The 23,407-nt window shown below is 62.0% G+C and carries 32 protein-coding genes; 15 read left to right on the forward strand and 17 right to left on the reverse strand.

Annotated features, from left to right (window positions below; translation table 11 throughout):
• Positions 1–17: 17 nt before the first annotated feature.
• Both ACS0VV_RS14140 and ACS0VV_RS14145 read right to left on the reverse strand, forming a co-directional pair.
• A complete protein-coding gene (locus tag ACS0VV_RS14140; RefSeq protein WP_483533331.1) occupies positions 18–809 on the reverse strand; it encodes a metallophosphoesterase family protein in 792 nt (263 codons plus the stop codon).
• Positions 782–1,048 (reverse strand): hypothetical protein, encoded by a 267-nt coding sequence (locus ACS0VV_RS14145; protein WP_483533332.1) that lies wholly within the window; start codon positions 1,046–1,048, stop codon positions 782–784. Before ACS0VV_RS14145 ends, ACS0VV_RS14140 begins: the two co-directional genes overlap by 28 nt.
• 253 nt (positions 1,049–1,301) lie before the next feature.
• Here ACS0VV_RS14145 and ACS0VV_RS14150 point away from each other — a divergent pair, with 253 nt between their 5' ends.
• Positions 1,302–1,616, forward strand: a complete 315-nt coding sequence (locus ACS0VV_RS14150; protein ID WP_483533333.1) for a UrcA family protein — start codon at positions 1,302–1,304, stop codon at positions 1,614–1,616.
• Between the two features lie 85 nt (positions 1,617–1,701).
• Here the strand turns inward: ACS0VV_RS14150 and ACS0VV_RS14155 are convergent, their stop codons facing one another.
• From ACS0VV_RS14155 to ACS0VV_RS14165, 3 genes are all read right to left on the reverse strand, one after another.
• Positions 1,702–2,448 carry a LytR/AlgR family response regulator transcription factor gene (locus ACS0VV_RS14155; protein ID WP_483533334.1) on the reverse strand — a complete coding sequence of 249 codons (747 nt, stop codon included), beginning with the start codon at positions 2,446–2,448 and terminating at the stop codon, positions 1,702–1,704.
• Entirely contained in the window at positions 2,445–3,629 is a 1,185-nt protein-coding gene (locus tag ACS0VV_RS14160; RefSeq protein WP_483533335.1) for a sensor histidine kinase, read from the reverse strand. Before ACS0VV_RS14160 ends, ACS0VV_RS14155 begins: the two co-directional genes overlap by 4 nt.
• Positions 3,630–3,736: 107 nt before the next feature.
• On the reverse strand, positions 3,737–5,260 hold the full coding sequence (locus ACS0VV_RS14165) for a fumarate hydratase (protein ID WP_483533336.1): 1,524 nt from the start codon (positions 5,258–5,260) through the stop codon (positions 3,737–3,739).
• Positions 5,261–5,389: 129 nt separating this feature from the next.
• Between ACS0VV_RS14165 and ACS0VV_RS14170 the strand changes: the two genes are divergently transcribed.
• From ACS0VV_RS14170 to ACS0VV_RS14185, 4 genes are read left to right on the forward strand one after another with little or no spacing between them, the layout of a single operon-like run.
• Positions 5,390–6,010, forward strand: a complete 621-nt coding sequence (locus tag ACS0VV_RS14170) for a protein-L-isoaspartate O-methyltransferase family protein (RefSeq protein WP_483533337.1) — start codon at positions 5,390–5,392, stop codon at positions 6,008–6,010.
• 2 nt (positions 6,011–6,012) lie between these two features.
• The gene (locus ACS0VV_RS14175; RefSeq protein ID WP_483533338.1) at positions 6,013–7,458 is read left to right on the forward strand and encodes a TolC family outer membrane protein; all 1,446 of its coding nucleotides are present in this window, start codon (positions 6,013–6,015) and stop codon (positions 7,456–7,458) included.
• On the forward strand, positions 7,459–7,911 hold the full coding sequence (locus tag ACS0VV_RS14180; protein ID WP_483533339.1) for a DUF2497 domain-containing protein: 453 nt from the start codon (positions 7,459–7,461) through the stop codon (positions 7,909–7,911).
• 16 nt (positions 7,912–7,927) lie between these two features.
• On the forward strand, positions 7,928–8,290 hold the full coding sequence (locus ACS0VV_RS14185; protein WP_483533340.1) for a (2Fe-2S) ferredoxin domain-containing protein: 363 nt from the start codon (positions 7,928–7,930) through the stop codon (positions 8,288–8,290).
• Here the strand turns inward: ACS0VV_RS14185 and ACS0VV_RS14190 are convergent.
• Complete coding sequence (locus tag ACS0VV_RS14190; RefSeq protein WP_483533341.1) at positions 8,287–8,625, reverse strand: hypothetical protein; 339 nt, start codon at positions 8,623–8,625, stop codon at positions 8,287–8,289. The two genes, ACS0VV_RS14185 and ACS0VV_RS14190, sit on opposite strands and share 4 nt — an antisense overlap.
• A gap of 108 nt (positions 8,626–8,733) precedes the next feature.
• On the opposite strand from ACS0VV_RS14190, the gene ACS0VV_RS14195 reads away from it, so the two are divergent.
• Genes ACS0VV_RS14195 through xth form a run of 3 tightly spaced genes read left to right on the forward strand, consistent with a single transcriptional unit; the run spans position 8,734 to position 10,322 of the window.
• The gene (locus tag ACS0VV_RS14195) at positions 8,734–9,162 is read left to right on the forward strand and encodes a CBS domain-containing protein (RefSeq protein ID WP_483533342.1); all 429 of its coding nucleotides are present in this window, start codon (positions 8,734–8,736) and stop codon (positions 9,160–9,162) included.
• A gap of 36 nt (positions 9,163–9,198) precedes the next feature.
• The gene (locus ACS0VV_RS14200) at positions 9,199–9,525 is read left to right on the forward strand and encodes a HesB/IscA family protein (protein WP_483533343.1); all 327 of its coding nucleotides are present in this window, start codon (positions 9,199–9,201) and stop codon (positions 9,523–9,525) included.
• Positions 9,526–9,536: 11 nt separating this feature from the next.
• A complete protein-coding gene (xth, locus tag ACS0VV_RS14205; protein WP_483533344.1) occupies positions 9,537–10,322 on the forward strand; it encodes an exodeoxyribonuclease III in 786 nt (261 codons plus the stop codon).
• A gap of 45 nt (positions 10,323–10,367) precedes the next feature.
• Here xth and ACS0VV_RS14210 read toward each other — a convergent pair whose 3' ends face one another.
• The 10 genes from ACS0VV_RS14210 to ACS0VV_RS14255 form a co-directional block, all read right to left on the reverse strand.
• Entirely contained in the window at positions 10,368–11,051 is a 684-nt protein-coding gene (locus ACS0VV_RS14210) for a cell wall hydrolase (RefSeq protein ID WP_483533345.1), read from the reverse strand.
• A gap of 223 nt (positions 11,052–11,274) precedes the next feature.
• Positions 11,275–11,610, reverse strand: coding sequence for a DUF1491 family protein (locus ACS0VV_RS14215; RefSeq protein WP_483533346.1), 336 nt, complete (start codon positions 11,608–11,610; stop codon positions 11,275–11,277).
• Complete coding sequence (locus tag ACS0VV_RS14220; RefSeq protein WP_483533347.1) at positions 11,607–12,086, reverse strand: PaaI family thioesterase; 480 nt, start codon at positions 12,084–12,086, stop codon at positions 11,607–11,609. Before ACS0VV_RS14220 ends, ACS0VV_RS14215 begins: the two co-directional genes overlap by 4 nt.
• On the reverse strand, positions 12,073–12,534 hold the full coding sequence (locus tag ACS0VV_RS14225; protein ID WP_483533348.1) for a PTS sugar transporter subunit IIA: 462 nt from the start codon (positions 12,532–12,534) through the stop codon (positions 12,073–12,075). The genes ACS0VV_RS14220 and ACS0VV_RS14225 overlap by 14 nt, the downstream gene beginning before the upstream one ends.
• Positions 12,535–12,656: 122 nt before the next feature.
• Positions 12,657–13,226: a ribosome hibernation-promoting factor, HPF/YfiA family gene (gene hpf, locus ACS0VV_RS14230; RefSeq protein ID WP_483533349.1), complete on the reverse strand. Its 570-nt coding sequence runs from the start codon at positions 13,224–13,226 to the stop codon at positions 12,657–12,659.
• A gap of 55 nt (positions 13,227–13,281) precedes the next feature.
• Complete coding sequence (gene dnaQ, locus ACS0VV_RS14235) at positions 13,282–13,968, reverse strand: DNA polymerase III subunit epsilon (protein WP_483533350.1); 687 nt, start codon at positions 13,966–13,968, stop codon at positions 13,282–13,284.
• Positions 13,969–13,984: 16 nt separating this feature from the next.
• On the reverse strand, positions 13,985–14,605 hold the full coding sequence (gene coaE, locus ACS0VV_RS14240) for a dephospho-CoA kinase (protein ID WP_483533351.1): 621 nt from the start codon (positions 14,603–14,605) through the stop codon (positions 13,985–13,987).
• Positions 14,602–15,486: a shikimate dehydrogenase gene (aroE, locus tag ACS0VV_RS14245; RefSeq protein WP_483533352.1), complete on the reverse strand. Its 885-nt coding sequence runs from the start codon at positions 15,484–15,486 to the stop codon at positions 14,602–14,604. Before aroE ends, coaE begins: the two co-directional genes overlap by 4 nt.
• Complete coding sequence (locus ACS0VV_RS14250) at positions 15,483–16,061, reverse strand: Maf family protein (protein ID WP_483533353.1); 579 nt, start codon at positions 16,059–16,061, stop codon at positions 15,483–15,485. The genes aroE and ACS0VV_RS14250 overlap by 4 nt, the downstream gene beginning before the upstream one ends.
• Positions 16,058–16,894, reverse strand: coding sequence for a pyruvate, water dikinase regulatory protein (locus ACS0VV_RS14255; protein WP_483533354.1), 837 nt, complete (start codon positions 16,892–16,894; stop codon positions 16,058–16,060). The genes ACS0VV_RS14250 and ACS0VV_RS14255 overlap by 4 nt, the downstream gene beginning before the upstream one ends.
• Before the next feature lie 306 nt (positions 16,895–17,200).
• Between ACS0VV_RS14255 and hemE the strand changes: the two genes are divergently transcribed.
• From hemE to ACS0VV_RS14280, 5 genes are all read left to right on the forward strand, one after another.
• The gene (hemE, locus tag ACS0VV_RS14260) at positions 17,201–18,217 is read left to right on the forward strand and encodes a uroporphyrinogen decarboxylase (protein ID WP_483533355.1); all 1,017 of its coding nucleotides are present in this window, start codon (positions 17,201–17,203) and stop codon (positions 18,215–18,217) included.
• Positions 18,218–18,250: 33 nt separating this feature from the next.
• Positions 18,251–18,694, forward strand: a complete 444-nt coding sequence (locus tag ACS0VV_RS14265) for a CopD family protein (RefSeq protein WP_483533356.1) — start codon at positions 18,251–18,253, stop codon at positions 18,692–18,694.
• Between the two features lie 179 nt (positions 18,695–18,873).
• Positions 18,874–20,130, forward strand: coding sequence for a transcription termination factor Rho (gene rho, locus ACS0VV_RS14270; protein WP_483533357.1), 1,257 nt, complete (start codon positions 18,874–18,876; stop codon positions 20,128–20,130).
• 15 nt (positions 20,131–20,145) lie between these two features.
• Positions 20,146–20,580, forward strand: a complete 435-nt coding sequence (locus tag ACS0VV_RS14275) for a hypothetical protein (protein WP_483533358.1) — start codon at positions 20,146–20,148, stop codon at positions 20,578–20,580.
• 55 nt (positions 20,581–20,635) lie between these two features.
• Positions 20,636–21,025: a BLUF domain-containing protein gene (locus ACS0VV_RS14280; RefSeq protein WP_483533359.1), complete on the forward strand. Its 390-nt coding sequence runs from the start codon at positions 20,636–20,638 to the stop codon at positions 21,023–21,025.
• A gap of 15 nt (positions 21,026–21,040) precedes the next feature.
• On the opposite strand, the gene ACS0VV_RS14285 is transcribed toward ACS0VV_RS14280, so the two are convergent.
• Complete coding sequence (locus tag ACS0VV_RS14285; protein ID WP_483533562.1) at positions 21,041–21,739, reverse strand: dienelactone hydrolase family protein; 699 nt, start codon at positions 21,737–21,739, stop codon at positions 21,041–21,043.
• A 72-nt stretch (positions 21,740–21,811) separates the two neighbouring features.
• Between ACS0VV_RS14285 and ACS0VV_RS14290 the strand changes: the two genes are divergently transcribed.
• Entirely contained in the window at positions 21,812–22,072 is a 261-nt protein-coding gene (locus ACS0VV_RS14290) for a DUF6489 family protein (protein ID WP_483533360.1), read from the forward strand.
• Positions 22,073–22,083: 11 nt separating this feature from the next.
• The gene (gene mnmE, locus ACS0VV_RS14295) at positions 22,084–23,364 is read left to right on the forward strand and encodes a tRNA uridine-5-carboxymethylaminomethyl(34) synthesis GTPase MnmE (RefSeq protein WP_483533361.1); all 1,281 of its coding nucleotides are present in this window, start codon (positions 22,084–22,086) and stop codon (positions 23,362–23,364) included.
• Positions 23,365–23,407: the final 43 nt, after the last annotated feature.

Raw genomic sequence — 23,407 nt, forward strand, 5'->3', positions numbered from 1 at the left:
GGGTCGCCCTTTTTGCGTCAGCCGCGCAATGCTGCTCCAGCCAGACGATCTCCCATTCTCCGCACCCGCACAGCCAGCGTCGCTCCATCCCAAGCGAGCTCGTTGAAACTCGGCGGAGTCTTGCGCAGCCTTTGCGATAATGTCCCCGCGCCGATCATGCGGACGGGGCCGTGCGGGGTGTCTTCCATGATGTCGAAGGCGTCATGCACATGGCCTGACAGCACGCCCAGCACATTGCGCTTGGCAAGCTCGGCGAGCGCCTGTCCGCCTTTATGCGTCAGCGCCGTGCCCTGCGTCCCCGTTTCGCGCAAAGGGTGATGCACGCAGACGAGCGCGCGAGTCCCTGAAGGCAGTGCGTCTATCCGCGCGAGGCAGGCATCCAGCTCGCTCTCGCCAATCCACCCTTTCGACCAGTTAAGCCGCGGCTGCGCGGCGACATTGGAATTGAGCGGCACCAAGGCGAGGCCGGGTATCTCGACCCGCGTCTCGACATCGGCTTTGAAGGCGCGGAAGCGTGCCAGCGGGTTCAGATAGCGTTCGGGCAGCGCGTAAGACGGGATGTCGTGATTGCCCGGCTCCACCATCACCGGCACGCCGATGCGCGTAATCCACTCCTTTGCGGCGGCAAATTCGTGATGGCGCGCGCGCATGGTGAGGTCGCCAGTGATGATCATCCCGTCGGGCGCGTGCGCGGCAATCTCGCGCTCGACCCAGGCCAGCGCCTCGCGGTCTTCATAGCCGAAATGGATGTCGGACAGGTGGAACAGGAGTGCTTCGCCCATCACACCCGCCGCTTCACGATCAGCCATGCTGCCGAGCCATTGATGAGCGAATAGGCGGCATAGAGGCCCACCCAATAGGCGGCGCCCGCAAACGCCATGAACAACGCTGCGCACAGCAAAGTGAATTCGAAAGCCAGCGTGCCTATGCGCAGCATCCGTAGATGCGCGGGCGGCATTTCGGTCACCATCGCATGGCCGCTTTCGATCACGGCGCGGTGCCAGGCGAAATTGCCGATGCCGAGCAGAAAGGCGATAAAAATGGCCATGCAAACGGCAATGCCAAAGCGCGACCCGGAGCGCAATGCGCGGTTGGTGGAGCAGGCAAGGCCGTTCGTCGGACAACTGACTCGCTCGTCGACAGTTTACACCCGCCAATCGACCTGGCGAGGCGAATCATCCGGCATTGGCCTACATCCGTAATCGCACCGCAGGCGTTCCAGTCCCACCGGCTGCGGTGCGACCCTCCCCCGGGACAGGGAGGGGTGAGCTTTCCAAGCAACCCCAAGGAGGAACCCCCCAATGAAAACCCGCATTTCCGCATTCGCCATCGCTGTCGCAGCGAGCACGCTTGCCCTCTCCCCGGCCATGGCTGCTGACGGGCAAGAGCGCCGCGCCAGCGTATCCTATGCCGATCTCGACCTCGCCACCGAAGCCGGGCTTGAAGAACTGGACCGCCGGATCGACGTTGCCGCGCGCCGCGTTTGCGCATTCAACGAACACCAGGTCGGCTCGCGCATCCGCAGCGCCGAAACTCGCGCCTGCTACGATGCCGCCAGAAGCAGCTTTGAAGATCGCTTTGCGGCGATTATCGATAGCGCCAATTACGGCGGCTAGGCCAACCGACAGGCTGACCCCCGCGAAAGGGCGTTTCCGGATCGGAGGCGCCCTTTCCTTTGCCATCCCGGGGACGCACAAAGGCTCAGCGGCCGGCCATCGCTTTCACACGCTTCAAATAGGTTCGTCCTATCCGCAGCGCCTCGCCGTCCTCCAGCTCCGCACACCATACGCCCAGCCCTTCATGCTTTAGCCCGCGAATATAATCGCGGCGCAGAATGGTCGAACGGTGGATGCGGATGAATTTTTCAGGATCGAGCTTTTCCTCGAGCCCGGCGATGGTTTGCAGCAGGAGATAGCTGGTGTCGCCGACGTAAAGCCGAACATAATCACGCTCGGCATCGATGCGGAACACCTGTCCGGCCTCGATGCGCAGCAATTCCGAACGGTGCGGCACCCAGAATTCGCCCAGCCAGCGCTCGTCATCCCCGGCAGCGACCGACGTCTCGCCCCGCCTTGCGAGCGCACGCTCGATCGCCCGCTCCAGCCGTTCGGAGGCGACGGGTTTGAGCACATAGTCGATCGCTTCAAGATCAAAGGCTTCGACCGCAAAATTTTCGTGCGCAGTAACGAAGATGACCGCGGGCTTGGGCGATTGCTCGCGCGCGGCCTTGGCTACGGCCAAACCATCCATTCCGGGCATGGTCATGTCGAGCAGCAGCAGATCGGGCGAAAGCTTCTCGGTAAGACGCAAAGCCGCTTCGCCGTCGCTCGCCGTGCCGATAACGGTTAGCTGTGGAATTTCCGCACACAACACCTGCATCCGCTCGATAGCGAGCGGCTCATCATCGACAATCAGGGTGCGCAATATCTCGCGTCCAGCCTCTGTCATGCTGCCACCATCTCCGCCATGCGCAGCAGCGGCAGCCGCAAATGCGTGGTGAATCCCTCTGCCGTATGGCCCGAGACGATGCTCGCTTCATTGCCGAAGCGCGCCTGCAGGCGCTCGCGGATATTGTTGAGGCCAATGCCGAAGCCGGGGCGGACATCGTCGGGCACTTGGCTCGAATTGCCATTGTCCGACACGCTCACCACCAGCCGCCCGTATTCCTCGCGCGCGGAAATCCGGATGGTGACCTGCCCGCTCGACGGCGCCACCGCGTGCTTCACCGAGTTTTCGACCAGCGGTTGCAGGATCATGCCGGGAATGAGTGCATTCTCAAGCTCGGCAGGCACATCATATTCGGCGACCAGCCGCAGCGGAAAACGCACGGCTTCGATATCGAGATACAGCTTTTGCAGCGCCACTTCCTCTCGCAGCGGCACGTCCGCCGTCGTATCCTCGGCCAGACTGCGGCGATAGAAGGTGCTGAGCATCTGGATCATCTTTTCGGCCGCTTGCGTCTTGCTGGTGAGCACCAGTGCCGACAGCGAATTGAGCGTGTTGAAGAGGAAATGCGGGTTCACCTGATAGCGTAAGGATCGCAGCTCCGCCGCCTTGGCCGCATTGCGGAACTCCTGCTCGCGCCGCTCTGCCGCCCGCGCCTTTTCGCCCGTCAGCAAAGCCAGATACAGCGCACACCAGGCGAGCATCATGAAATAGCGGCTCATCGTGATTTCGATGGCGTATTGCACATTGCCGCGCGCGAGGAACTGGGAGAAGCCCTCCAGCTGCTCGTCATCGACCTCTTCTTCGGGCACGCCGCTGGTCTGCACGAATTCCTGCAGGATCCGCTCGTCGAGCTCCGATTGCAGCTCGGCAAACACCACGCGGTTGGCCTGCATACTGAGGAAAGCGGCGGGCAGCGCAAACACCAGGGCGGCGGTGATCTTCGCCCACAAAGGCCGCGCATCGAACATCCGCAGGAAAACCCACAGGCCAAGCGTGATGAACATCCCCGCCAGACAGGTGAGCATTCGCGGCAGCACCATTTCCTGCGCGATATCCATGCCGAGCAATTCGGCGCGCAGGGTCATCAGCAGGAAATAGGCGAGCCACAGGCCCGCCACCGACAGCAGCACCATTTTGAACGGCACGCGCGCGATTACACTTTTGGAATTGGCTTCTTCCATAGCGCCCGTTTAGCCCCCAATGGCCGAATTGCACCACCCGTCGGCAGCGGTTTCCATCGAAACCGGTGCAACGCTGGTCGATGAATCGTACCTCATGGGCGACAGAATCAGGCTTTGAGCAGACCTTCCTCGCGGATTTTCTCGCGCCAGTGCAGCGGGGCGAGCGTGTGGACGTTGTTGCCCGCGCTATCGACCGCCACGGTCACCGGCATATCCTTCACGGTGAATTCGTAGATCGCTTCCATGCCGAGATCCTCGAACGCGACGACCTTCGCTTCCTTGATCGCCCGCGCCACCAGATAGGCCGCACCGCCGGTTGCCATCAGGTAAGCGACTTTGAACCGGCTGATGACTTCGACCGCGTCCGCGCCGCGCTCGGCCTTGCCGATCATAGCGAGGAGGCCCAAATCGAGCATCATCTCGGTAAACTTGTCCATTCGGGTGGCCGTGGTGGGGCCGGCGGGGCCGACCACTTCGCCCATCACCGGATCGACCGGGCCGACATAGTAGATCGCGCGGCCTTTGAATTCGACGGGCAATTCCTCGCCGCGTTCGAGCATATCCTTGATCCGCTTATGCGCCGCATCGCGCCCGGTCAGCATCCCGCCATTGAGCAAGAGCCGGTCACCGTGCTTCCAGCTGGCCACTTCCTCCGGCGTCAGATTGTCGAGATCGACGCGCTTTGCTTCCGCATCGGGTTCCCAATGCACATCGGGCCATTGGTCGAGATCGGGCTGCGGCAAATAGGCGGGGCCGCTGCCGTCCAGAGTCACATGGGCGTGGCGGGTGGCCGCGCAATTGGGGATCATCGCCACCGGCTTGCCCGCAGCATGGCATGGCCAGTCGAGGATTTTTACATCAAGCACTGTCGACAGTCCGCCCAATCCCTGCGCGCCAACGCCTTGGGCGTTCACCGCGTCGAAAATATCGATCCGCAGCTGCTCGATATCGCTCTGCGCCCCGCGCGCCTTCAGTTGCGCCATATCGATCGGGTCCATCAGCGATTGCTTGGCGAGCTTCATGCAATGCTCTGCCGTGCCGCCAATGCCGATGCCGAGCATTCCCGGCGGGCACCAGCCCGCGCCCATACTCGGAATCTGCTCGATCACCCAGTCGACGATATTGTCTGACGGGTTCATCATTTTGAACTTGCTCTTGTTTTCGCTGCCGCCGCCCTTCGCGGCAACATCGATGCTCACAGTATCGCCCGGCACCATTTCGACCGAGAGCACGCAGGGCGTGTTGTCGCGGGTGTTGCGGCGGGTGAAGGCGGGGTCAGCGAGAATGCTGGCGCGCAGCTTGTTCTCGGTGTGGTTATACGCGCGGCGCACCCCTTCATCGACAACCTCTTGCAAGCTCTTGGTCGATTCCAGCCGGCAATTCTGCCCCCATTTGATGAACACATTGACGATGCCGGTGTCCTGACAGATCGGTCGATGGCCTTCGGCGCACATCCGGCTGTTCGTCAGGATTTGCGCTATCGCATCCTTGGCTGCCGGACCTTGCTCCACCTTATACGCCTCGCCCAGCGCCTGGATGTAATCCATCGGATGGTAGTAGGAGATAAATTGCAGCGCGTCGGCGACCGTTTCGATCAGATCGGCTTCGCGGATGGTAATCATGTCGCTCATCGGTGACTCGCTCCCTTTGGTCGAGTGGCCCATAGGCATTCAGTCCTGTTGCGGTCAAAGGCCTTGGCGCAGGCCAATGCAAGTCTTAAGGACGTGCCGGATTTGAATTTGGACGAAAGTATAGCAGACGTGACCACGCTCAACCCGCTTGACGCTGCCGAAGCCGCGAATGTTGCCAGCAATCCTGCCCGCCGGGCGATGATCGACAGCCAGCTGCGCACCAGCGGTGTCAACACGCCGTTCGTTCTGAAGCGCATGGGCCAAGTCGCGCGTGAAGACTTTGTGCCGGCAAAATCGCGCAGCCTTGCCTATGTCGACCGGGCGATCCGGCTTGATGACGGCAACTGGCTGCCCGCGCCGCTGGTGCAGGGCAAGATGCTCGAAGAAGCCGCGCCGCGCGGTGATGAGAAGGCGATTATCGTCGATGCCGGATCGGGCTATCTGGCAGAGCTGTTCAAGCCGCTGGTGGCCGAATTGACGGTGCTTTCGCCCGAAGAAGCGGTCGGCAAGGGCACCAAGGGCAAGGGCGCCGACCTGCTGGTGATCGACGGCGCGGTGGAGGAAATCCCCGCCAATCTCGCCAAGCGCCTTGCCGATGGCGCGCGCATTGTCACCGGCGTCGCCACGAATGGCGTTACCCGCATCGCGGTGGGCCGCAAGGCCGGGGACAGCATCGCGTTGCTTCCTGTGTTTGACATCGGCATCCCGCAGCTGGCGGCCTTCGACAAGCCCAAGAGCTGGGCGTTCTGATCATGGGAATAGGGCGCAAGGCTCTCGGCTTGCTCACCAGTGCAAGCCTGCTGGCGGGTACGGTTGATCCCGAAACGCTGAAAGAGGCCTTGCTGCGTGCCTATGAAACCAATCCGACGCTGGCCGCCGCGCGCGCGCAGCAGCGGGCGACGGACGAGACGGTGACGATCCAGCGCGCCCAAGGGCTTCCCACTGCCGGGGTTTCGGGCCGCTATTCGGAACTGATCCAGCAAAGCTCGCCCGCGATTGTTTCGCCTGAACGTATTTTCAACGGCAATCTCAACGCCACGGTGCCGATTTATAGCGGCGGCGCGGTGCGCAATGGGGTGCTGGCAGCCGAAAACCGTGTCGAGGCGGGCCGCGCCGATCTGCGCGGCACCGAGAGCGCTATCTTCTCGGCAGTTGTGGCTGCCTATATGGATGTGATCCTCAACGAAGCGCTGGTCGAATTGTCGTTGAACAATGTCGCCGTGCTCGAAGTCAATCTCGAAGCCACGCGTGACCGGTTCGAAATCGGCGATCTCACGCGCACCGATATCGCCCAGTCCGAAAGCCGTCTCGCACTGGCCAGAGCCACGCTCGAAACGGCCGAAGCGGGACTGATCCAGGCGCGGGAGAACTATATCGCGCTGACCGGCGCGGCACCTGTCGATTTGCAGGCGCCCCCGCCACTGCCGGGTCTTCCGGCCAGCGCCGACGATGCGGTCGACATCGCGCTGGTGCATAATCCCGATCTGATCGCAGCGCGCGAGCGGGCCGAGGCGGCTGGGTTCGACATTGCAGTCGCCGGTTCGGGCCGCTTGCCCAGAGTGAGCGCGTTCAGCCAGGTCGATTACACCAATTTCCTCGGAACGCTTGGTGCAGGCAATAATAGCGGTACCGATGTGACCGCAGGCGTTTCGGTCAGCATCCCGCTGTTCCAAGGGGGGCAAGTCGCCGCACGGCAGCGGCAGGCCACCGCGCAGTCGCAGGCCGCTCTGGAGAATGTCTATGCGGTGGAGCGCAATGTCATCGCGCAGGTGCGCGCTGCCTTTTCCAGCTGGCGGGCTTCGCTGCGAATCATCGAATCGAGCGAGATTGCGGTTGATGCGGCTGAATTGAGCCTCGAAGGCGTGCGCGCAGAGAACTCCGTCGGCAACCGCACCGTGCTCGATATTCTCGATGCCCAACAGGAATTGCTGCGCGCGCAGGTGCAATTGGTGACCGCGCGGCGCAACGCCTATGTGGCGGGCTTCACCCTCCTTGCCGCGATGGGCCGTGCCGAAGCGCGCGATCTCGGGCTGGAGGAAGAGGGCGTGCTGTATGACCCGATCGACAATGCCGAGCGGGTGCAGAATATTATCTGGGACTGGCAGCGTGACCCCGCACCAGCACCCGAAAGCACGCGCACCGTTGACATTCCGGCGCAAGATGCGGAGATATCGCGCTCCACAGCATCGGGGGATTGAATGCGGCAGCAAGGCGAACCGTCGGTCGAGGAAATCCTCGAATCGATCAAGCGCGTGATGGAACGCGATGATCGCGATCTGGGCGAGTTTGCGCCGCGGCGTGTAGCCAGCGCCATTCCGCTCGACAACGCCGCCGCGACCGAACCCGACGATGTGCTCGATCTGGCCGAGGCCGGATCGCCGCTGGAGGAAGAGGACGAGATCGCCTCCGAAGCGCCGCTGACGACTGACGAGGCTGCCGAGGCGATGCGCAAATCGCTCGCCGCGCTGGCCATGCTGTCCGAACCGCCCGCGCGCCCGCAAATCGTGCGCTCGGGTGAAACCTCGCTCGAAGGCATGGTGCGTGAAATGCTCCGCCCGATGATGGCGCAATGGCTCGACGCGCATTTGCCCGGGATTGTCGAGCGGATGGTGAAAGCAGAGATTGCCCGGATTGCGGGCAAGAAGCGATAGGCCGCTGGCAGACCCGATGGATACCGCAGCGCTGGCCGAAAAGGCGCTCGCCCGCATCGGCGGCGATGCGATCGGGCGGCATATCTTCCTTTGCGCCATGTCCGAAAAGCAATGCTGCTGCGATCGCGGTACGGGCGAGGAAGCGTGGTCCTATCTCAAGGGGCGGCTGAAGGAGCTGGGTCTGGTCGGGAAAGGCGGCATCCAGCGCACCAAGGCCGATTGCCTGCAAATCTGTGTCGCCGGCCCCATCGCGGTCGTCTGGCCCGACAAGGTCTGGTACCATTCCTGCACGCCCGAAGTGCTCGAGCGGATCATTCAGGAGCATCTGATCGGCGGCGAGCCCGTGGAAGACTTCCGTATCACGCCGCCACAGAGCTAATCCTCTTCGCGCCAGCCGAGCGTGCGCCTGTCGCGCGGCGGATTCGCAGGATCGAGGCTGTCGAGCGAATTGTCGACCGAGGCATCGTGCCCGGAACCATTCGAGAGAAACACCAGCCCCATGAGCGCGCTCATCAGGAGCATCGACGCGCCAATCCCCAGCGCCACCGCGATGAAGAAATGCGGCGAGACATTGTCCGCCTGCGTGTAAATCACCAGCATGGCAATCGCCACGACGGTGACGGTGATCGTCAGCATCAGCCGCATCAGCCAGCGATAGCGCGCCCATGCATGGGCCGCGTTGGCAGGGTCTTCCAAGGGCGATTTGCCGTTCATGGATCCGGCCATGAACCGGTGGGTGCAGAATGGCAACCGGACAAAAGGGTGGGGATTTGCACAGACTCGGCAAGTCGTGGCATTCTTCGCGCGAAGGGAGTTTGCCGTATGACCATCGCCAGCATGATGGAGGGCCGCGACGAAGCGGTTGTCTCCTGTTCCCCCACCGATACTGTGCAACACGCCGCCGCCCTGCTTGCCGAAAAGCGCATCGGTGCCTTGCCGGTGATGGACGGGGACGCGGTGGCAGGCGTCTTTTCTGAGCGCGACCTGCTCTATTGCATCGCCCGAGAAGGGGCAGCGGTTTTGAACCGCAATGTCGGCGAAGTCATGACCGCCCCCGCGATCACTATCGAACGCGGCGAAAATGTCCTCACCGCCTTATCGATGATGACCCGCCGCCGCATCCGCCATTTGCCGGTCATGCATGGCGGGAGGATGGTCGGCTTCGTCTCGATCGGCGATCTGGTGAAGTACCGGATGGACATGATCGAGGCCGAAGCGCAGCAGATGCGCGAATATATCACCACCGCCTGACTTGAGCGCAGGCGCGGCGCGCACTACATCACGACTATGAGCAATACTCTCACCCTCAGCGAATCTGCCGCCGCGCGCATTGCGAAAATCGCGGAAAAGCAGGGGAAGCCTGCCGTGCTGCGTCTGTCGGTCGAAGGCGGGGGCTGCTCGGGCTTCCAGTACAAGTTCGATCTGGGCGAGCCCGAAGGCGACGACATGGTGAGCGAAACCGCCGGGGTGAAGCTAGTGGTCGATCCGGTCAGCCTCGATCTGGTGGCGGGCAGCGTGGTCGATTTCGTCGAATCGCTGGGCGGCGCGGCGTTCCGCGTCGAAAACCCCAACGCCGCCGCAGGTTGCGGTTGCGGTTCCAGCTTCGGCATCTAAAGTCGGCGGCGATGAAAATCGCCAGCTTCAATATCAACGGGATCAAGGCGCGCCTGCCGCGCCTCAAGGAATGGCTAGCGGAAACGCGGCCGACGGTTGCCTGCCTGCAGGAAATCAAGACACAGGATGAAGGCTTTCCGGCGAGCGAGTTCGAAGAGCTTGGCTATCATGCCATCTGGCACGGCCAGAAGAGCTTTAACGGCGTCGCCATCCTCGCCGACGGCGTGCAACCGGTCGAAACCAAGCGCGGTCTTGGCATTGACGGCCCCAAGGAAGGCGAGGGCGAGCAGGCGCGCTATCTCGAAGCCGATGTAAACGGCGTGCGCGTGGTCAATCTCTACCTGCCCAATGGCAATCCGCATCCGGGGCCGAAATTCGACTACAAGCTGGCTTGGATGGAGAAGCTGCGGGCGCGGTTGCAGGAACTGCTGGCAAGCGAGCAACCCACCGTCGTGGTCGGCGATTTCAATGTCATCCCGCATGACCGAGACGTGTGGTCGGTAAAATCGATGGCGTCCGACGCGCTGATGCAGCCTGAATCGCGCGACGCCTATTTCCGCATCCTCGGGGATGGCTGGACCGATGCGCTGGCCACGCTCAATCCGCGCGGCGGCGTGTGGACCTATTGGGATTACCAGGCGGGCGCGTGGCAGCGCGATCACGGCTTCCGCATCGATCACGCGCTTTTGTCGCCCGAATGCGCCGACCGGCTGCTGGCGGCGGGTGTCGACAAGGACCATCGGGCGCGCGAAAAGGCGAGCGATCACGCGCCGGTATGGGTAGAATTGCGGGACTAGAAGGCCGTTCGCGAACCCGCATCAGCAGGTTCGCACAGCCACTCCTCAGCGATAGAAAATGTGATTGTCGATCTGCGCGCGGCGCGACAGGCGTCCGGCCCAGCTTGGGCGGACATGGGTCGCGTGGAAATACAGCGCATCGCCGACCGGGCTCTCCCACATATCGCCATGCGCAATGCGGGCAATTGCCTTGGCACGCGTCCACGCGGCCGAGCCGGTATTGGGCGAAGGGATGTGGCCGCCACGCACGAAGGAGAATTGCGAAGGCTGGGTGACGACGGCGCAGTAATCATCGGGGAAGCGGTTGCTTTCGGCGCGGTTGATGATCACCCGGGCCACCGCCAGCTGCCCGTCAAGCGGCTCGCCGCGCGATTCGAAATATACGGCCTGTGCAAGGCACATCATTTCGCGCGACATTTCGTCGCTGGTGTCGATTTGCGCAACCAGCTGGCGCAGGCTTTCAGCGTTATGGGAGGATTCCCCAGCGGCAGGCGCCTCCGGCGTTTCCGGAATGTCTTGCACCACTTCGCGGGGAACGAAGCGGACCTGCGGATCGCTCGCGGTCTGCTCCGACTGAATCTCGGTGGGTACCGTTTCGGCCTGCTGCTGCTCGGCTGCGGCCAGCGCACGGTCCTGCGCTGTAGCTCCACTGCCCACGGCGCCAAAGCTGCCGGCGAACAGGGTTGTTGCCAGGGCAAGCGCCCCGACGCGTTTGGTAACAATCGTCATCGATCCCGTAACTCACGGCGGTGAGATGCCCGGCAAGTCTGCGGTCGCGGCCTCTTTGTGTGCCGTCTGTCTACCCGCGATCCGTCCCAATTGGACTTGCTAGCATTCTCCCCGTCTGCGCGCTGTCATGCACCGCCGGAATGCGGAGCGAGACAACATACGCTTCTGTCGGAAAGTCGCGGCGCAGATAGCCGCGATGGTTTCATAGTCAACTAACGAAGGGTTAAAGCCCGATGAAACGTTCGGGATTTGCGACGTCCAGCTCCAGCTGCCACAAATCCGGGTCCTGGGCGCTGCGACGGGCGCAATAAAGGGTAAATTCGTTAGGATTTGCAATATCTTGTGTCTTGGACAGCGTCCATCGGCGCGACCCGTCCAATTGCGGCATCCGCTCATATGCGCGCAATTTTGTTCCATTTTCGCAACATATAATCATAATTGTGCCCGCCTGCTTTTCACCTCTTGCGAGCACGGTGGCAAAGCCGCCTTCGGCCTGGACCGCGCGGATCAGGCCTTGCACTTCGAGTTGGGCGGGGAGCCGATCGTCCATCGCGCTCATTCCGGAACGCCGTATCCGGCGAGACCCGAAAGCGCGATATGCGAACGCATGAAGGTGCCCGTTCCGCGCCCGATTTCCTCGCCTTCCTCATCTACCAGATGCGCCTCGGCCACAAAAACGCGGCGTTTGCCGCTCACCCAGCGGCCCTCGGCAATCACTTTCCCCTTACGCAGCGGCTTGGTGAAATGCAGGTTGAAACCGGTGGTGAGCAGGAAACGGTCGGATACCAGCGAATTGGCGGCGTAGAAGGCCGCATCGTCGAGCATTTTGAAGTAGAGGGTGCCGTGTGTTGCGCCAGCGGCGTGGAAATAGTCCTCGCCAGTTTCGAACGTGATCCGCGCATGGCCGGGCGCGAGGACGTCCAGGCGCGACGCGAACAGGCGGTTGATCGGCGCGCTGGCGTAAAGCTGTTCCAGCGCCCGGAAATGCGCCGCCGCGCCGTTGCCCGCCGCCGCTTCAGCCTCAGGCTGCGTCACGATCCGTCACATTGGTGAGCATCGCGTAGATCGCTTCGGGATTGGACATTTCGCTCAGCGTATCGTGGATCCGCTCGTCACGCACCAACCGCGAAATCGCTGCCAGCGCGTGAAGATGCGTCGCGCCGCAATTTTCAGGCGACAACAATCCGATGACCAGATCGACCGGAAGCCCGTCCGCCGCCCCGAAATCGACCGCCTTCTGCGGCTTCAGAAAGGCGATGATCGGGCGCGTGATACCATCGATACGCGCATGGGGAATGGCCACACCCCGGCCGAAGCCGGTGCTGCCGAGATTCTCGCGCTCTTCCAGCTTTTCCAAAACGGTTTCGGCATCAAGCTCCCACGCCCGCGCGAACAGCTGCGCGAGTTCGGCCAGAATCTCCGGCTTGGATGCGGCGCTGACGATTGCGACCGATTCGGGTTTGAGAAGATATTCGGCAGTCATTCTTCGTGTCTTCGGGGGTTTTCGCACACTCGCACGACATCCCTTAGGATGTGTGAACCGCGCCAAAACAAATGGTTTTTGGGTCCGGTCGCGGTTCCCGATGCGGGTAACGAGCGGCGCTGTCAGGACGGTTCGACCCACCCGATCGAGCCATCTTCGCGGCGGTAAACCATATTATGTCGCCCGGTTCCAGCATTTTTAAAAAACAGCGCATTGGTGTGGCGCAGATCAAGTAGCATGACCGCGTCGGACACGCTCACCTCGGGCACATCGATGCGGGTTTCGGCAATAACCGGCGGCGCATCCGCCACTTCCAGCTCTTCGACATCGGGCTCTTCGGCGGCGAAGATTGTGTAGGCAGCCTCTTCTTCGCGCGCGGCGTGTTGTGCCTGTTCGTGCCGGTCTTTCAAACGGCGCTTGTAACGGCGCAGCTGCTTTTCGATTTTCTCCGCCGCTTGGTCGAAGGCCTGGTGCGCATCCTGTGCCTGGCCGTGGCTCTTGAGAATCAACCCGTGATTGACGTGCAGGACGATGTCGGCGGCAAATGCGCTGGACGGCGCCTTGCCAAAAGTGACCGAGGATGACAGCGCCCGACTGAAGTGCTTGTCGACTATGCTGGTCAGCCGGTCAGCGGCGTGTTCCTGCAAAGCGGTTCCGGTATCGACCTGATGTCCCGACACGCGAATATCCATGGGCGGCTTCTCCTTCTTGTTATCGTTGCGCTCCCCCGGAGATGGTGAGTGCGACTCACGAGTTCCAGAGCGGGCTTTTGAGAGTGTCGAGAAAAGCGCGGTGACGTGCAAGCTCTTCCGCACTGGCCGCGTGCGGGCGCGGCGCGCGATATTCGCCCAGCTTGGGGATGAAAACCGCGGTTTGCGTCTTGGTTTCGACCGTATTGTCCACCGCCAGCTGCAAGCCGATCTGCCGCCCGCCGGTCAGTTCGACATACACCTGTGCGAGCAATTCCGCATCAAGCAGCGCCCCGTGCAGCACGCGGTGCGACCGGTCGACGCCGTAGCGGCTGCACAAGGCGTCGAGCGAATGCTTCGCGCCCGGATGCCGTCGCCGCGCGATGGCCAGCGTGTCCACCATGCGCTCTTCGCCGATGATTGCGTGGCCGCAGGCGGTCAGTTCGGCATTGAGGAAGCCGAAATCGAACTGCGCATTATGCGCCACGAGCGGGGCATCACCGAGGAAGGCGAGTAATTCGTCCACCCGATCGCGGAACAGCGGCTTGTCGGACAGGAATTGCGCGGAGAGGCCGTGCACCCGTTCGGCCTCTACCGGCATATCGCGTTCGGGATTGAAATAGGCGTGAAAGGTCGCGCCGGTCAGCACGCGGTTGACCATTTCGATACAGCCGATTTCCACCATCCGGTCGCCCGTGGCGGGATCGAGGCCGGTGGTTTCGGTGTCGAAGATGATTTCACGCATGGCAGTCTCTATCGGCCTAGTCAGGGTGCGCGTTCAAGTCGGCACGCAGCTTCTCCACCAGAGTTTCGACCTGCTGCCGCGTTTCTTCCAGAGTGCCGCTAGTGTCGATGATGTAGTCGGCGCGGGCGCGCTTGGCGGCATCGGGCAATTGCAGGGCGAGAATATCGGCGAGCTTTTCCGGCGTCATCCCCTCACGCGCCAGAGCGCGGGCGCGTTGCACCGCTTCGGGGGCGGAGACAACGACGACAGCGTCGATCCCGTCCGTGCCGGTTTTCTCGAACAGCAACGGGATATCGAACACGACAAAGGGCGTGCTTTCGTGGGTTTGCAAGAAGCTCTCCCGCTCGCGCGCAACTGCCGGATGGATCAGCGCTTCGAGCCGGGCGAGCTTGTCGCGGTCGCCGAACACCATTGCGCCGAGCACGTCGCGATTGACGCCTTCTGGCCCCGTCGAGCCGGGAAACATCGCCTCGATTTCGTCAACCAGCGCGCCACCCGGTCCCTGCATCGCGCGCACTTCGGCATCGGCATCGAAAACCGGAACGCCCAAATCGGCAAACATCGCCGCAACCGTGCTTTTGCCCATGGCAATCGAGCCGGTGAGACCGAGGATGAAGGGGTGCGCACCTTCGGTCATGACGTCAATAGCTCGCGTAAGGCCGCATCGCCGTCGCTGCGTGGGGGAGCCTTGCCGAAGAAGCGTTCAAAGGCGGTCGCTGCTTGGCCGATCAGCATCGACAATCCGTCAATCGTGCGGAATCCTCTCGCACGTGCGGCGGCGAGCAATTCGGTTTCGCGAGGATCGGTGACGATGTCGTAGATAATGCTGCGCGGCGGCGCGTGGCTGAGATCGAAGGCCAGCTGTGCCTGCCCGCGCATACCCAAGGGACTCGCATTCACCACCAGATCGAGGCAACCTTCGCGGTCGTCAAAGGCGAAATCGGTCGACCGCGCAAAGTGATCGAGCGGTGCAATATAGTGCTCGCCATCGGGATCGATGGAATCGAGCAGCGCCTGCGCCTTGGCCGTATCGCGTCCGGCGACCACCAGCGTGAAGCCGCGATCCGCAAGTCCGGCGATAATCGCCCGCGCCGCGCCGCCCGTGCCGATTATGCGCGCCATACGGAAATAATGCGTCTCTTCCAGTTCAGCTTCAAGCGGTTCGAGAAAGCCCTCGACATCGGTGTTGGATCCGATCAGCGCGCCATTGTGCCGCCGCGTCACCGTATTGACCGCGCCGACCAGCTCCGCACCGATTTCAAGCCGCTCTAGCAGCGGAATGATCGCCTGCTTGTGCGGCATGGTGACATTGCACCCGCGCCAGTTAGGATCATGCCGCCGTGCCGCGATGTAATCGCCGAGCTGGTCGGGCTTGACGTGCTGCGCACGGTAGGTGGCGTCGAGACCCAGCTCGCTTAGCCAGTGGTTGTGGATCACCGGTGATTTGGAATGCGCAATCGGATCGCCGATCACTTCGGCATAGGGTTTTCCGGGCGAAGGCGCGAAAACCTCGCTCATCTTTCGAGCACGCCCAGTTCGCGCAGCGCGCCCAGCACCGGGATGAGCGGCATCCCGAGGACAGTGAATGTATCGCCCTCAATCCGCTCGAACAGCTGCACGCCCATCGCTTCGATACGGAAAACGCCCACACAATAGCCGACATCGGGCCATTCGGCGTCGAGATAATGCGCGATGAAATCCTCCGACAGCTCACGCACGTGCAGGCGCGCGACCGAGCCGCCGCGCCACGCAATCGCGCCACCAACCGCCAACGCCGCTGCCGCGTGCAGTTCCATCACTCTCCCCGAAAAGAAGCGCAAATGCTCCACTGCATTGGCGCGATCACTCGGTTTGTCGAAACGCTGCCCGTCACACACGACAAGCGAATCGCTCCCCAGCACGGGAATGCCGGGTGCGGCAACCGCCAGCGCCTTGGCTTCGGCCAGCGCGAGCGCAATTTCCGCTGCGGGAGCACCCGCCATCCGCGCTTCAATCGCGCGCTCGTCCAGATCGGCGGGCCGTGCCTCGAACGGCACTCCGGCATCGCGCAGCATCGTCTGCCGCGAGGCGGACTTGGACGCGAGAATGATCATGGCAGGCCCTTGGGCTGGGCAGGTCTGGCATCGCGCTCCTGATACAGGCGGATCACCGCCGCCGCCGTTTCCTCGATCGAGCGCCGCGTCACATCGATCACCGGCCAGCCATTATCAGCGAACATCCGCCGCGCGAAGGCGACTTCCTTCTTCACCCGCTCACCGTCGATATAGTCGGTCTCCTTCGTCTCGTTGAGCGACAGGAGCCGGTTGCGGCGGATTTGTACCAGCCGGTCGGGCGCGGTGGTGAGGCCGACCACCATCGGCTTCTTGAGGCGGAACAGCAGATCGGGCGGCGGTGCCTCGACGACCAGCGGGATATTCGCCGTCTTGAAACCGCGATTGGCGAGATAGATGCTGGTCGGCGTCTTGGACGTGCGCGACACGCCCGCCAGCACGATATCTGCCGCTTCCCAGTTTTCCCAACCGATCCCGTCATCATGCGCGATGGTGAACTGGATCGCATCGACGCGCGCGAAATAGGCCTCGTCCATCGCGTGCTGGCGGCCAGGCTTGCCCTTGGCTTCCTGGTCGAGGCTTTCTTCGAGCGCCTCGGTCACCGCTTCCAGCGCATCGACGTGTTTGAGACCCAGCGCGCGGGCGCGTTCCTCCAGCCGTTCGCGGATTTCGGGGTTCACCAGCGTGTAGAGCACAAGCCCCGGCTTGGCCTTGAACTCTTCGACAATGCGATCAAGATGCTGGCGTGATCGCACCATGGGCCAGAAATGCCGCACGACGTCCTGATCCTCGAACTGCGCCAGCGCAGCCTTGGCGATCATTTCCAGCGTCTCACCGGTGGAATCGGACAGGAGATGAAGGTTCAATCTGGTCATGTGGATATGTGCTGGCATAAACCACGGGAGGGAATGGCGGACAAGAGAGGGATGGAATTTCACCCCCGCTGGCAGGCGATTCGTGCGCAGGGAAATACCGCGATGCAAATATTTCTGTCCCCGCTTGTGGGAATCGGGGAGAACCTTTGCTTGACGACAGGAATCAACGAGTCGATGCCTGCTCACGCACCTCGCCCGGTGGGGACAAAGGGACTCACAGCCCGGTATCCCCGCTATCCACAGGGCCAACAAACAACATAATTCTTATATAAATATAATTATTTATTGGATTGGACGTAATTCTCGATGGCTGGACCTCTTCTCGAAAACCTGCGCGGCACCCGAACCGAGAGGCGTCCGGTCTGGCTCATGCGGCAGGCTGGACGCTATCTCGAAGAGTATCGCGCGTTGCGGGCAGAGAAGGGTGGGTTCCTCGAGCTGGTCTATGACAGCGAGGCGGCGGCCGAGATTACCTTGCAGCCCTTGCGGCGTTTCGGTTTTGACGGAGCGATCCTGTTTTCCGACATTCTGATCGTGCCGCACGCTATGGGGCAGGATTTGTGGTTTGAAGCGGGCGAAGGGCCCCGATTGGCTCCGCAATTGATCGACGGCGCGTGGCGGCACCTCGAAACTGCCAAACACCACTTTGACCCCGTCTATGAAACCGTCCGGCTGACCAAGGCGCAGCTTTCCGATGATGTGACGATGCTGGGCTTTATCGGCTCGCCATGGACCATCGCGACCTACATGATCGCCGGGCAAGGTTCGAAGGATCACGGCATGGCCCGTGCGCTCGCCTATCGCGACCCTGGGGCGTTCCAGTCGCTGGTGGATGCGATTACCGAAGCGAGCCTCGAATATCTGATCGGGCAGATCGATGCCGGCGCCGAAGCGGTGCAATTGTTCGACAGCTGGGCAGGCTCTTTGAGCCCCGACCAGTTCGAACGCTGGGTGATCGCGCCGAACACGCGGATCGCGGCTGCTATCCACGAAGCGCGGCCCGGTGTTCCGGTGATCGGCTTTCCGAAGGGTGCAGGTGCAAAATTGCCAGCCTATGCCCGCGAGACGGGTGTCGACGGCATCGGCATTGACGAGACGACCGATTCCGTTTGGATCGCGTCGCAATTGCCGGCCGGAATGCCGGTGCAGGGCAATCTCGATCCGATGCTGCTGCTGGCGGGCGGAGAAGCGCTCGATGTTGCGGCGCGGCGTATTCTTGACGCTTTCGCCGACCGCCCCCACATTTTCAATCTCGGCCACGGGATCGACAAGGAAACGCCGGTGGAACACGTGCACCAGCTGCTCAAAGTGGTGCGGGGATAGACGCGGGCGCGGGGCGGCTCTAAGAGGTCCGTCATGCAGGAATTTCTCTCGCTCACCTATTTCTGGCTGAAAGCAGGGCACATCATTTTCATGGTGTTCTGGATGGCTGGCCTGTTCATCCTGCCGCGCCAGATGCTCTATCTGCATCCCTATGGCGTCGAAGCGCCGGAAACCGCGATCTGGGCGGACCGAATGGGGAAGCTGCGCAAGATCATCCTGACGCCGAGCCTGATCGTCGTCTGGGTGCTCGGCCTGCTGCTGATGAGCGCGATCGACGCGCATACGCAGGGCTGGTTCCACGCCAAATTGTTCTGTGTACTGCTGCTCACCGGCTATCACGGCTTTATGGTCGCGAAGGCCAAGAAGATGCTCACCGGCGAGCGTCCTTTGACCGAGAAGCAATTGCGGCTCTATGGCGAGATTCCGGGCGTGCTGCTCGCGCTCATTGTGGTGTTGGTGGTGGTCAAGCCGTTTTGATCTCCGGATCGCGTCCGCTTCGAGCGCCCGCATCATCATTCGTGAATTGACCGCGCCACCGCCGTGGCATATTAAAACCCTATTCCGGCACTAAGGTCGCTGCACAATGGCGGCCGGGTCTGCTTTCTCCAAGCCCATACGGCCCGCCGGCTTCCCCAACGTATACGGATATACGAACCATGCATTTGAAAGAACTGAAACAGCGGACGCCGGCAGAGCTTGTCTCGATGGCAGAGGAAATGGGCGTCGAAGGCGCCAGCACCATGCGCCGGCAAGACCTGATGTTCGCCATTCTCAAGGAAGTGGCGGAAGATGGCGAGGAAATCCTCGGCATCGGCACGATCGAAGTGCTGCAGGACGGCTTCGGCTTCCTGCGCTCGCCCGAGGCGAATTACCTTGCCGGGCCGGACGATATCTACGTCTCGCCCAACCAGGTCCGCAAATGGGGCCTGCGCACCGGCGACACCGTTGAAGGCGAAATCCGCGCGCCCAAGGATGGCGAACGCTATTTCGCGCTGACCAGCCTGCGCCAGGTCAATTACGAAGATCCCGATGCGGTGCGCCATCGCACCAATTTCGACAATCTCACCCCGCTCTATCCCGACGAGCGCCTGCATCTCGACACGAAGGATCCGACCGTCAAGGACAAGTCGGCGCGCGTGATCGACCTCATCTCGCCGCAGGGCAAAGGCCAGCGCTCGTTGATCGTCGCGCCGCCGCGTACGGGTAAAACGGTGCTGTTGCAGAACATCGCCAAGGCGATCACCGACAACCACCCTGAAGTGTTCCTGCTGGTGCTGCTGGTGGACGAGCGCCCCGAGGAAGTCACCGATATGCAGCGCAGCGTGAAGGGCGAGGTCATCAGCTCGACCTTTGACGAGCCGGCATCGCGCCACGTGCAAGTGGCTGAAATGGTGATCGAAAAGGCAAAGCGCTTGGTCGAGCACAAGAAGGATGTGGTGATCCTGCTTGACTCCATCACCCGTCTGGGCCGCGCCTACAACACGGTTGTGCCGAGCTCGGGCAAGGTGCTGACCGGCGGTGTCGATGCCAACGCGCTCCAGCGCCCGAAGCGCTTCTTCGGTGCCGCGCGTAACATTGAGGAAGGCGGCTCGCTCTCCATCATCGCCACCGCGCTGATCGATACCGGCAGCCGCATGGACGAGGTCATTTTCGAAGAGTTCAAGGGCACCGGCAACAGCGAAATCGTGCTCGACCGCAAGGTTTCGGACAAGCGCATCTTCCCGGCTCTGGATGTCGGCAAATCCGGCACGCGCAAGGAGGAGCTGCTGGTGGATCAGGGCACGCTAAGCAAGATGTATGTCCTGCGTCGCATTCTGATGCAGATGGGCACCGTCGACGCGATGGAATTCCTGCTCGACAAGATGAAGGATTCGAAGACCAACGAAGACTTCTTCGAGACGATGAACCAGTAAGTTGTGGCGAGATTGATGGACGAGACTTCCGGAAATCTCGCGCATATCGCCACTATTACCTCGTGTGCAGAGGCGTTGGTAATTGCCAGCGCGCTCGAACACGCGGGTATTGCGGTGTGGATTGACGGGGCCGCGCACGCTTCGGCTGACCCCCTGTCGGTCGCATTGGGTGGCCACCGCCTGCGGGTGTTTGCTGATCAATGGACCGAGGCGAGTGGCATCATCCGGGAAATCGGCCTGCCGGAAGCTGGGGTTAGCTATAGCGGTGGGCAGGCTGCGGTTGGCAAGTTCCTGTTTTTCTGGATTGGCGGGCACATTTTTTTCGCGGTTCCGGCTCTGATTGCCGGGTTCATCTCGCCGCTATGGCTGGTGATGATGGCGCTCAGCCAGTTTATCATCCCGGTCGATCCCCGTGGCTCCAATGAATACCACTTGATCGCAGAGGCTTAGGCCGTAAGACGGTTGCGGATGGAAACTTTGAAGACGAGTGGGTAGGCGCAAAGCCATGCGGCAGGTTTTGTACATTAGCAGCGCACCTGGTTTGCGTAGCGAGGACGTTGCGGCCATTCTCGATGTGTGCCGGCGCAACAATCGGGAACGCGGAATCACCGGCTTTCTCCTCTATAACGGGCGCAATTTCATGCAGTTGCTGGAAGGCGGCGAGAGCGACCTCAAGTGGTTGCTTTCCCGGCTCTCCGTCGATCCGCGACATAGCGGAATGGTGCTGCTGGCAGACAATTCCGTTGATGCCGCGGTTTGTCCGGACTGGTCGATGCAGGAAATCCGCCTTGTGGAAGACGTCGCGCAGCGGCGGGAGCGGTTGACCGACGAATTGCCCGGCGGTCTCGCCCCTGAGATCCGTCAGCTGGTGATGAACTTCGCCGCGCTCAACTAAGCTTCAGGTTCGATTTCAGCCCAGATTCCGGACGAAGAATTCTGCGGTGCGCGCATCGGCGAGGTTCGCCGCTTCGTCGTTGCGCCGTTTGCCGGTTTCCGTGGCAAAGCCATGGTCCAGCCCTTCGTAATCGTGCAGTATGGCCTTGGCTTGGTCGTCCAAGCCTTCATGCATCGCCTGTTGTGTTTCGGGCCCGACAAATCCGTCAGCCGTGGGAATGTGTAGCATGACCGGATTGGCGATGGCGGCTTTCTCGCCCAGCAATCCGTCAATTCCGACGCCGTAGTAGCACACGCTGGCATCGATATCGGTGCGCGCGGCGGTCATGAAGGCGAGCCTGCCGCCGAGGCAATAGCCCACCGCGCCGACTTTGCCGCCACCGACCTGTTCGCGCGCATGGTTGATCGTCGCCTGGATATCGCGAACACCGGCGTCCTGGTTGAACTTGCCCATTAATTCGAGCGCTTGCTGGAATTCGGCCTCGATATCGGGATCAAGCTCGACGCCGGGCTCAAGCCGCCAGAACAGGTCGGGCGCGATGGCGAGATAGCCGTCTTCGGCCAGACGGTCGCATTTGCGGCGGATGCCGGGATTGACCCCGAAAATTTCCTGAATGACGATAATCGCCGCCTTCGCGGGCTGGGTAGGGCGCGCGCAATAGGCGGCAAAGCTGCCATCGCCGTCCAGAGTGGAAATCGTCACTGTCTCGCCCATGAAGGCCTCCTGCTGGCACAATCTGTGTTTCACCTGTAACCTACGCTGCAAGGCAGAAAAGGTGTCCATATTATGAAAGTCCATATCGAGATCGACTGCACGCCGGAAGAGGCGCGGCAATTTATGGGGCTGCCCGATGTCGAGCAGGCCAATGCGATCTATATCGAGAGCATCACCAAGGCGATGCAGGGAGCTTCGAGCACTGAACAGCTCGAGCAATATGCCAAGCAGCTGGCGCCGATGGGGCAGATGGGTTTGCAAATGTTCCAGAGCTTCATGGAAGGCGCGACGCGCGGTTCGGGTCGCTCGTCGGGCGGGGGTGAGACAAAGTAAGCCTCTGATATATGGATACGATTTACGCTCTTTCGAGCGGTAAGCCGCCTGCCGGGATTGGCGTGATTCGGGTGACGGGTCCGCAGGTTGGCGCGGTGCTTGACGCACTTGTGGGCGAAGTGCCGCCTGCGCGCCATGCAAAGCGGGCGGTCTTCCGCGATGCTTCGGGCGCGATGCTCGATGATGGCCTGGTGCTGTTCTTCCCCGGCCCGCGCTCGGTAACCGGAGAAGATCTGGCGGAATTCCACTGCCATGGCGGCAAGGCGGTTATCGCGGCGGTGGAGCGCGCGATTGGCGCGGTCGGGGGATGCCGCGCGGCGCAGGCGGGCGAGTTCACCCGGCGCGCCTTTGCCAATGGCCGGATCGACCTGGCCGAGGCCGAGGGGCTGGGCGATCTTCTCGAAGCGGAAACCGAGTTGCAGCGGCAGAGCGCGGTGCAATTGGCGACCGGCAGCTTTTCCCGCCAGATCGAGCATTGGCGCGAGCAATTGCTGCGACTGTCGGCACAGGTTGAGGCGGTGCTCGACTTCGACGACGAGGACGATGTCGGCGGGTTGCCGCAGAGCTTCGGCGAAGACGTTGCGCACCTTGCCGAAGACCTTCGCAGCGCGTTGGAGGCACCGCGCGCCGAAACGCTCAAGGAGGGTTATCGCGTGGCACTAGCGGGGCCACCCAATGCGGGGAAGTCGACGCTTTTCAACGCTTTGACCGAGAGTGAGGCCGCGATCACCGCGGACATTGCCGGGACGACCCGCGACGTGCTCACGCAATCGGTTGCGCTGGCCGGAATTCCTTTCACCTTCGTCGATATGGCGGGTTTGCGCGATGCGGGCACGACGGGCGATCGCATCGAGGCAATTGGTATAGAGCGTGCTGGGGTGGAGATTGCGCGGGCGGACCGCGTGCTTTGGCTCGGCGGCGAGGGCGATGGGCCGGAGGGTGCTTGGGAAGTCGAAGCGCAATGCGATCGTGCGGAGCGTTTGCACAAAGAGCGACCGGACTATCGCGTGTCAGCGGTTACGGGAGAGGGCCTCGCCGAACTTCGTGATGCTTTGATTGCCGATGCACGCGAAGCCATGCCGAAGCCCGGACAGGCGGCGCTCAATGCGCGGCAGCGCGCTTTGCTGGCCGAGGCGCTGGCGGCAATCGAAGGAGCAGGCCATCAGACCGACCCCCTGCTGGTCGGCGAGCACCTGCGTCAGACCCGTACCGCCTTCGACGCGCTCACCGGACGAACATCGACCGAGGATGTGCTCGACACGCTGTTCGGGCGGTTTTGTATCGGAAAGTAGGTCTTGTTCCACGTGGAACACTGCAGGCGATCTCTGGATCAGC

It is taken from the genome of Aurantiacibacter sp. KMU-128, assembly GCF_056933515.1.

Bases quoted from the DNA above. Each gene is read 5' to 3' on its own strand.
- coaE (WP_483533351.1), bottom strand. From the start codon at position 14,605: ATGACCGAAGGTGCGCACCCCTTCATCCTCGGTCTCACCGGCTCGATT.
- ACS0VV_RS14250 (WP_483533353.1), bottom strand. From the start codon at position 16,061: ATGATCATTCTCGCGTCCAAGTCCGCCTCGCGGCAGACGATGCTGCGC.
- xth (WP_483533344.1), top strand. From the start codon at position 9,537: ATGAAAATCGCCAGCTTCAATATCAACGGGATCAAGGCGCGCCTGCCG.
- ACS0VV_RS14195 (WP_483533342.1), top strand. From the start codon at position 8,734: ATGACCATCGCCAGCATGATGGAGGGCCGCGACGAAGCGGTTGTCTCC.
- rho (WP_483533357.1), top strand. From the start codon at position 18,874: ATGCATTTGAAAGAACTGAAACAGCGGACGCCGGCAGAGCTTGTCTCG.
- ACS0VV_RS14150 (WP_483533333.1), top strand. From the start codon at position 1,302: ATGAAAACCCGCATTTCCGCATTCGCCATCGCTGTCGCAGCGAGCACG.
- ACS0VV_RS14275 (WP_483533358.1), top strand. From the start codon at position 20,146: ATGGACGAGACTTCCGGAAATCTCGCGCATATCGCCACTATTACCTCG.
- ACS0VV_RS14145 (WP_483533332.1), bottom strand. From the start codon at position 1,048: ATGGCCATTTTTATCGCCTTTCTGCTCGGCATCGGCAATTTCGCCTGG.
- ACS0VV_RS14140 (WP_483533331.1), bottom strand. From the start codon at position 809: ATGGCTGATCGTGAAGCGGCGGGTGTGATGGGCGAAGCACTCCTGTTC.
- mnmE (WP_483533361.1), top strand. From the start codon at position 22,084: ATGGATACGATTTACGCTCTTTCGAGCGGTAAGCCGCCTGCCGGGATT.
- ACS0VV_RS14160 (WP_483533335.1), bottom strand. From the start codon at position 3,629: ATGGAAGAAGCCAATTCCAAAAGTGTAATCGCGCGCGTGCCGTTCAAA.
- ACS0VV_RS14185 (WP_483533340.1), top strand. From the start codon at position 7,928: ATGGATACCGCAGCGCTGGCCGAAAAGGCGCTCGCCCGCATCGGCGGC.
- ACS0VV_RS14180 (WP_483533339.1), top strand. From the start codon at position 7,459: ATGCGGCAGCAAGGCGAACCGTCGGTCGAGGAAATCCTCGAATCGATC.
- ACS0VV_RS14175 (WP_483533338.1), top strand. From the start codon at position 6,013: ATGGGAATAGGGCGCAAGGCTCTCGGCTTGCTCACCAGTGCAAGCCTG.
- ACS0VV_RS14190 (WP_483533341.1), bottom strand. From the start codon at position 8,625: ATGAACGGCAAATCGCCCTTGGAAGACCCTGCCAACGCGGCCCATGCA.
- ACS0VV_RS14215 (WP_483533346.1), bottom strand. From the start codon at position 11,610: ATGAGCGCGATGGACGATCGGCTCCCCGCCCAACTCGAAGTGCAAGGC.
- ACS0VV_RS14255 (WP_483533354.1), bottom strand. From the start codon at position 16,894: ATGACCAGATTGAACCTTCATCTCCTGTCCGATTCCACCGGTGAGACG.
- dnaQ (WP_483533350.1), bottom strand. From the start codon at position 13,968: ATGCGTGAAATCATCTTCGACACCGAAACCACCGGCCTCGATCCCGCC.
- ACS0VV_RS14285 (WP_483533562.1), bottom strand. From the start codon at position 21,739: ATGGGCGAGACAGTGACGATTTCCACTCTGGACGGCGATGGCAGCTTT.
- ACS0VV_RS14265 (WP_483533356.1), top strand. From the start codon at position 18,251: ATGCAGGAATTTCTCTCGCTCACCTATTTCTGGCTGAAAGCAGGGCAC.
- aroE (WP_483533352.1), bottom strand. From the start codon at position 15,486: ATGAGCGAGGTTTTCGCGCCTTCGCCCGGAAAACCCTATGCCGAAGTG.
- ACS0VV_RS14290 (WP_483533360.1), top strand. From the start codon at position 21,812: ATGAAAGTCCATATCGAGATCGACTGCACGCCGGAAGAGGCGCGGCAA.
- ACS0VV_RS14280 (WP_483533359.1), top strand. From the start codon at position 20,636: ATGCGGCAGGTTTTGTACATTAGCAGCGCACCTGGTTTGCGTAGCGAG.
- ACS0VV_RS14210 (WP_483533345.1), bottom strand. From the start codon at position 11,051: ATGACGATTGTTACCAAACGCGTCGGGGCGCTTGCCCTGGCAACAACC.
- ACS0VV_RS14225 (WP_483533348.1), bottom strand. From the start codon at position 12,534: ATGACTGCCGAATATCTTCTCAAACCCGAATCGGTCGCAATCGTCAGC.
- hemE (WP_483533355.1), top strand. From the start codon at position 17,201: ATGGCTGGACCTCTTCTCGAAAACCTGCGCGGCACCCGAACCGAGAGG.
- ACS0VV_RS14155 (WP_483533334.1), bottom strand. From the start codon at position 2,448: ATGACAGAGGCTGGACGCGAGATATTGCGCACCCTGATTGTCGATGAT.
- hpf (WP_483533349.1), bottom strand. From the start codon at position 13,226: ATGGATATTCGCGTGTCGGGACATCAGGTCGATACCGGAACCGCTTTG.
- ACS0VV_RS14165 (WP_483533336.1), bottom strand. From the start codon at position 5,260: ATGAGCGACATGATTACCATCCGCGAAGCCGATCTGATCGAAACGGTC.
- ACS0VV_RS14200 (WP_483533343.1), top strand. From the start codon at position 9,199: ATGAGCAATACTCTCACCCTCAGCGAATCTGCCGCCGCGCGCATTGCG.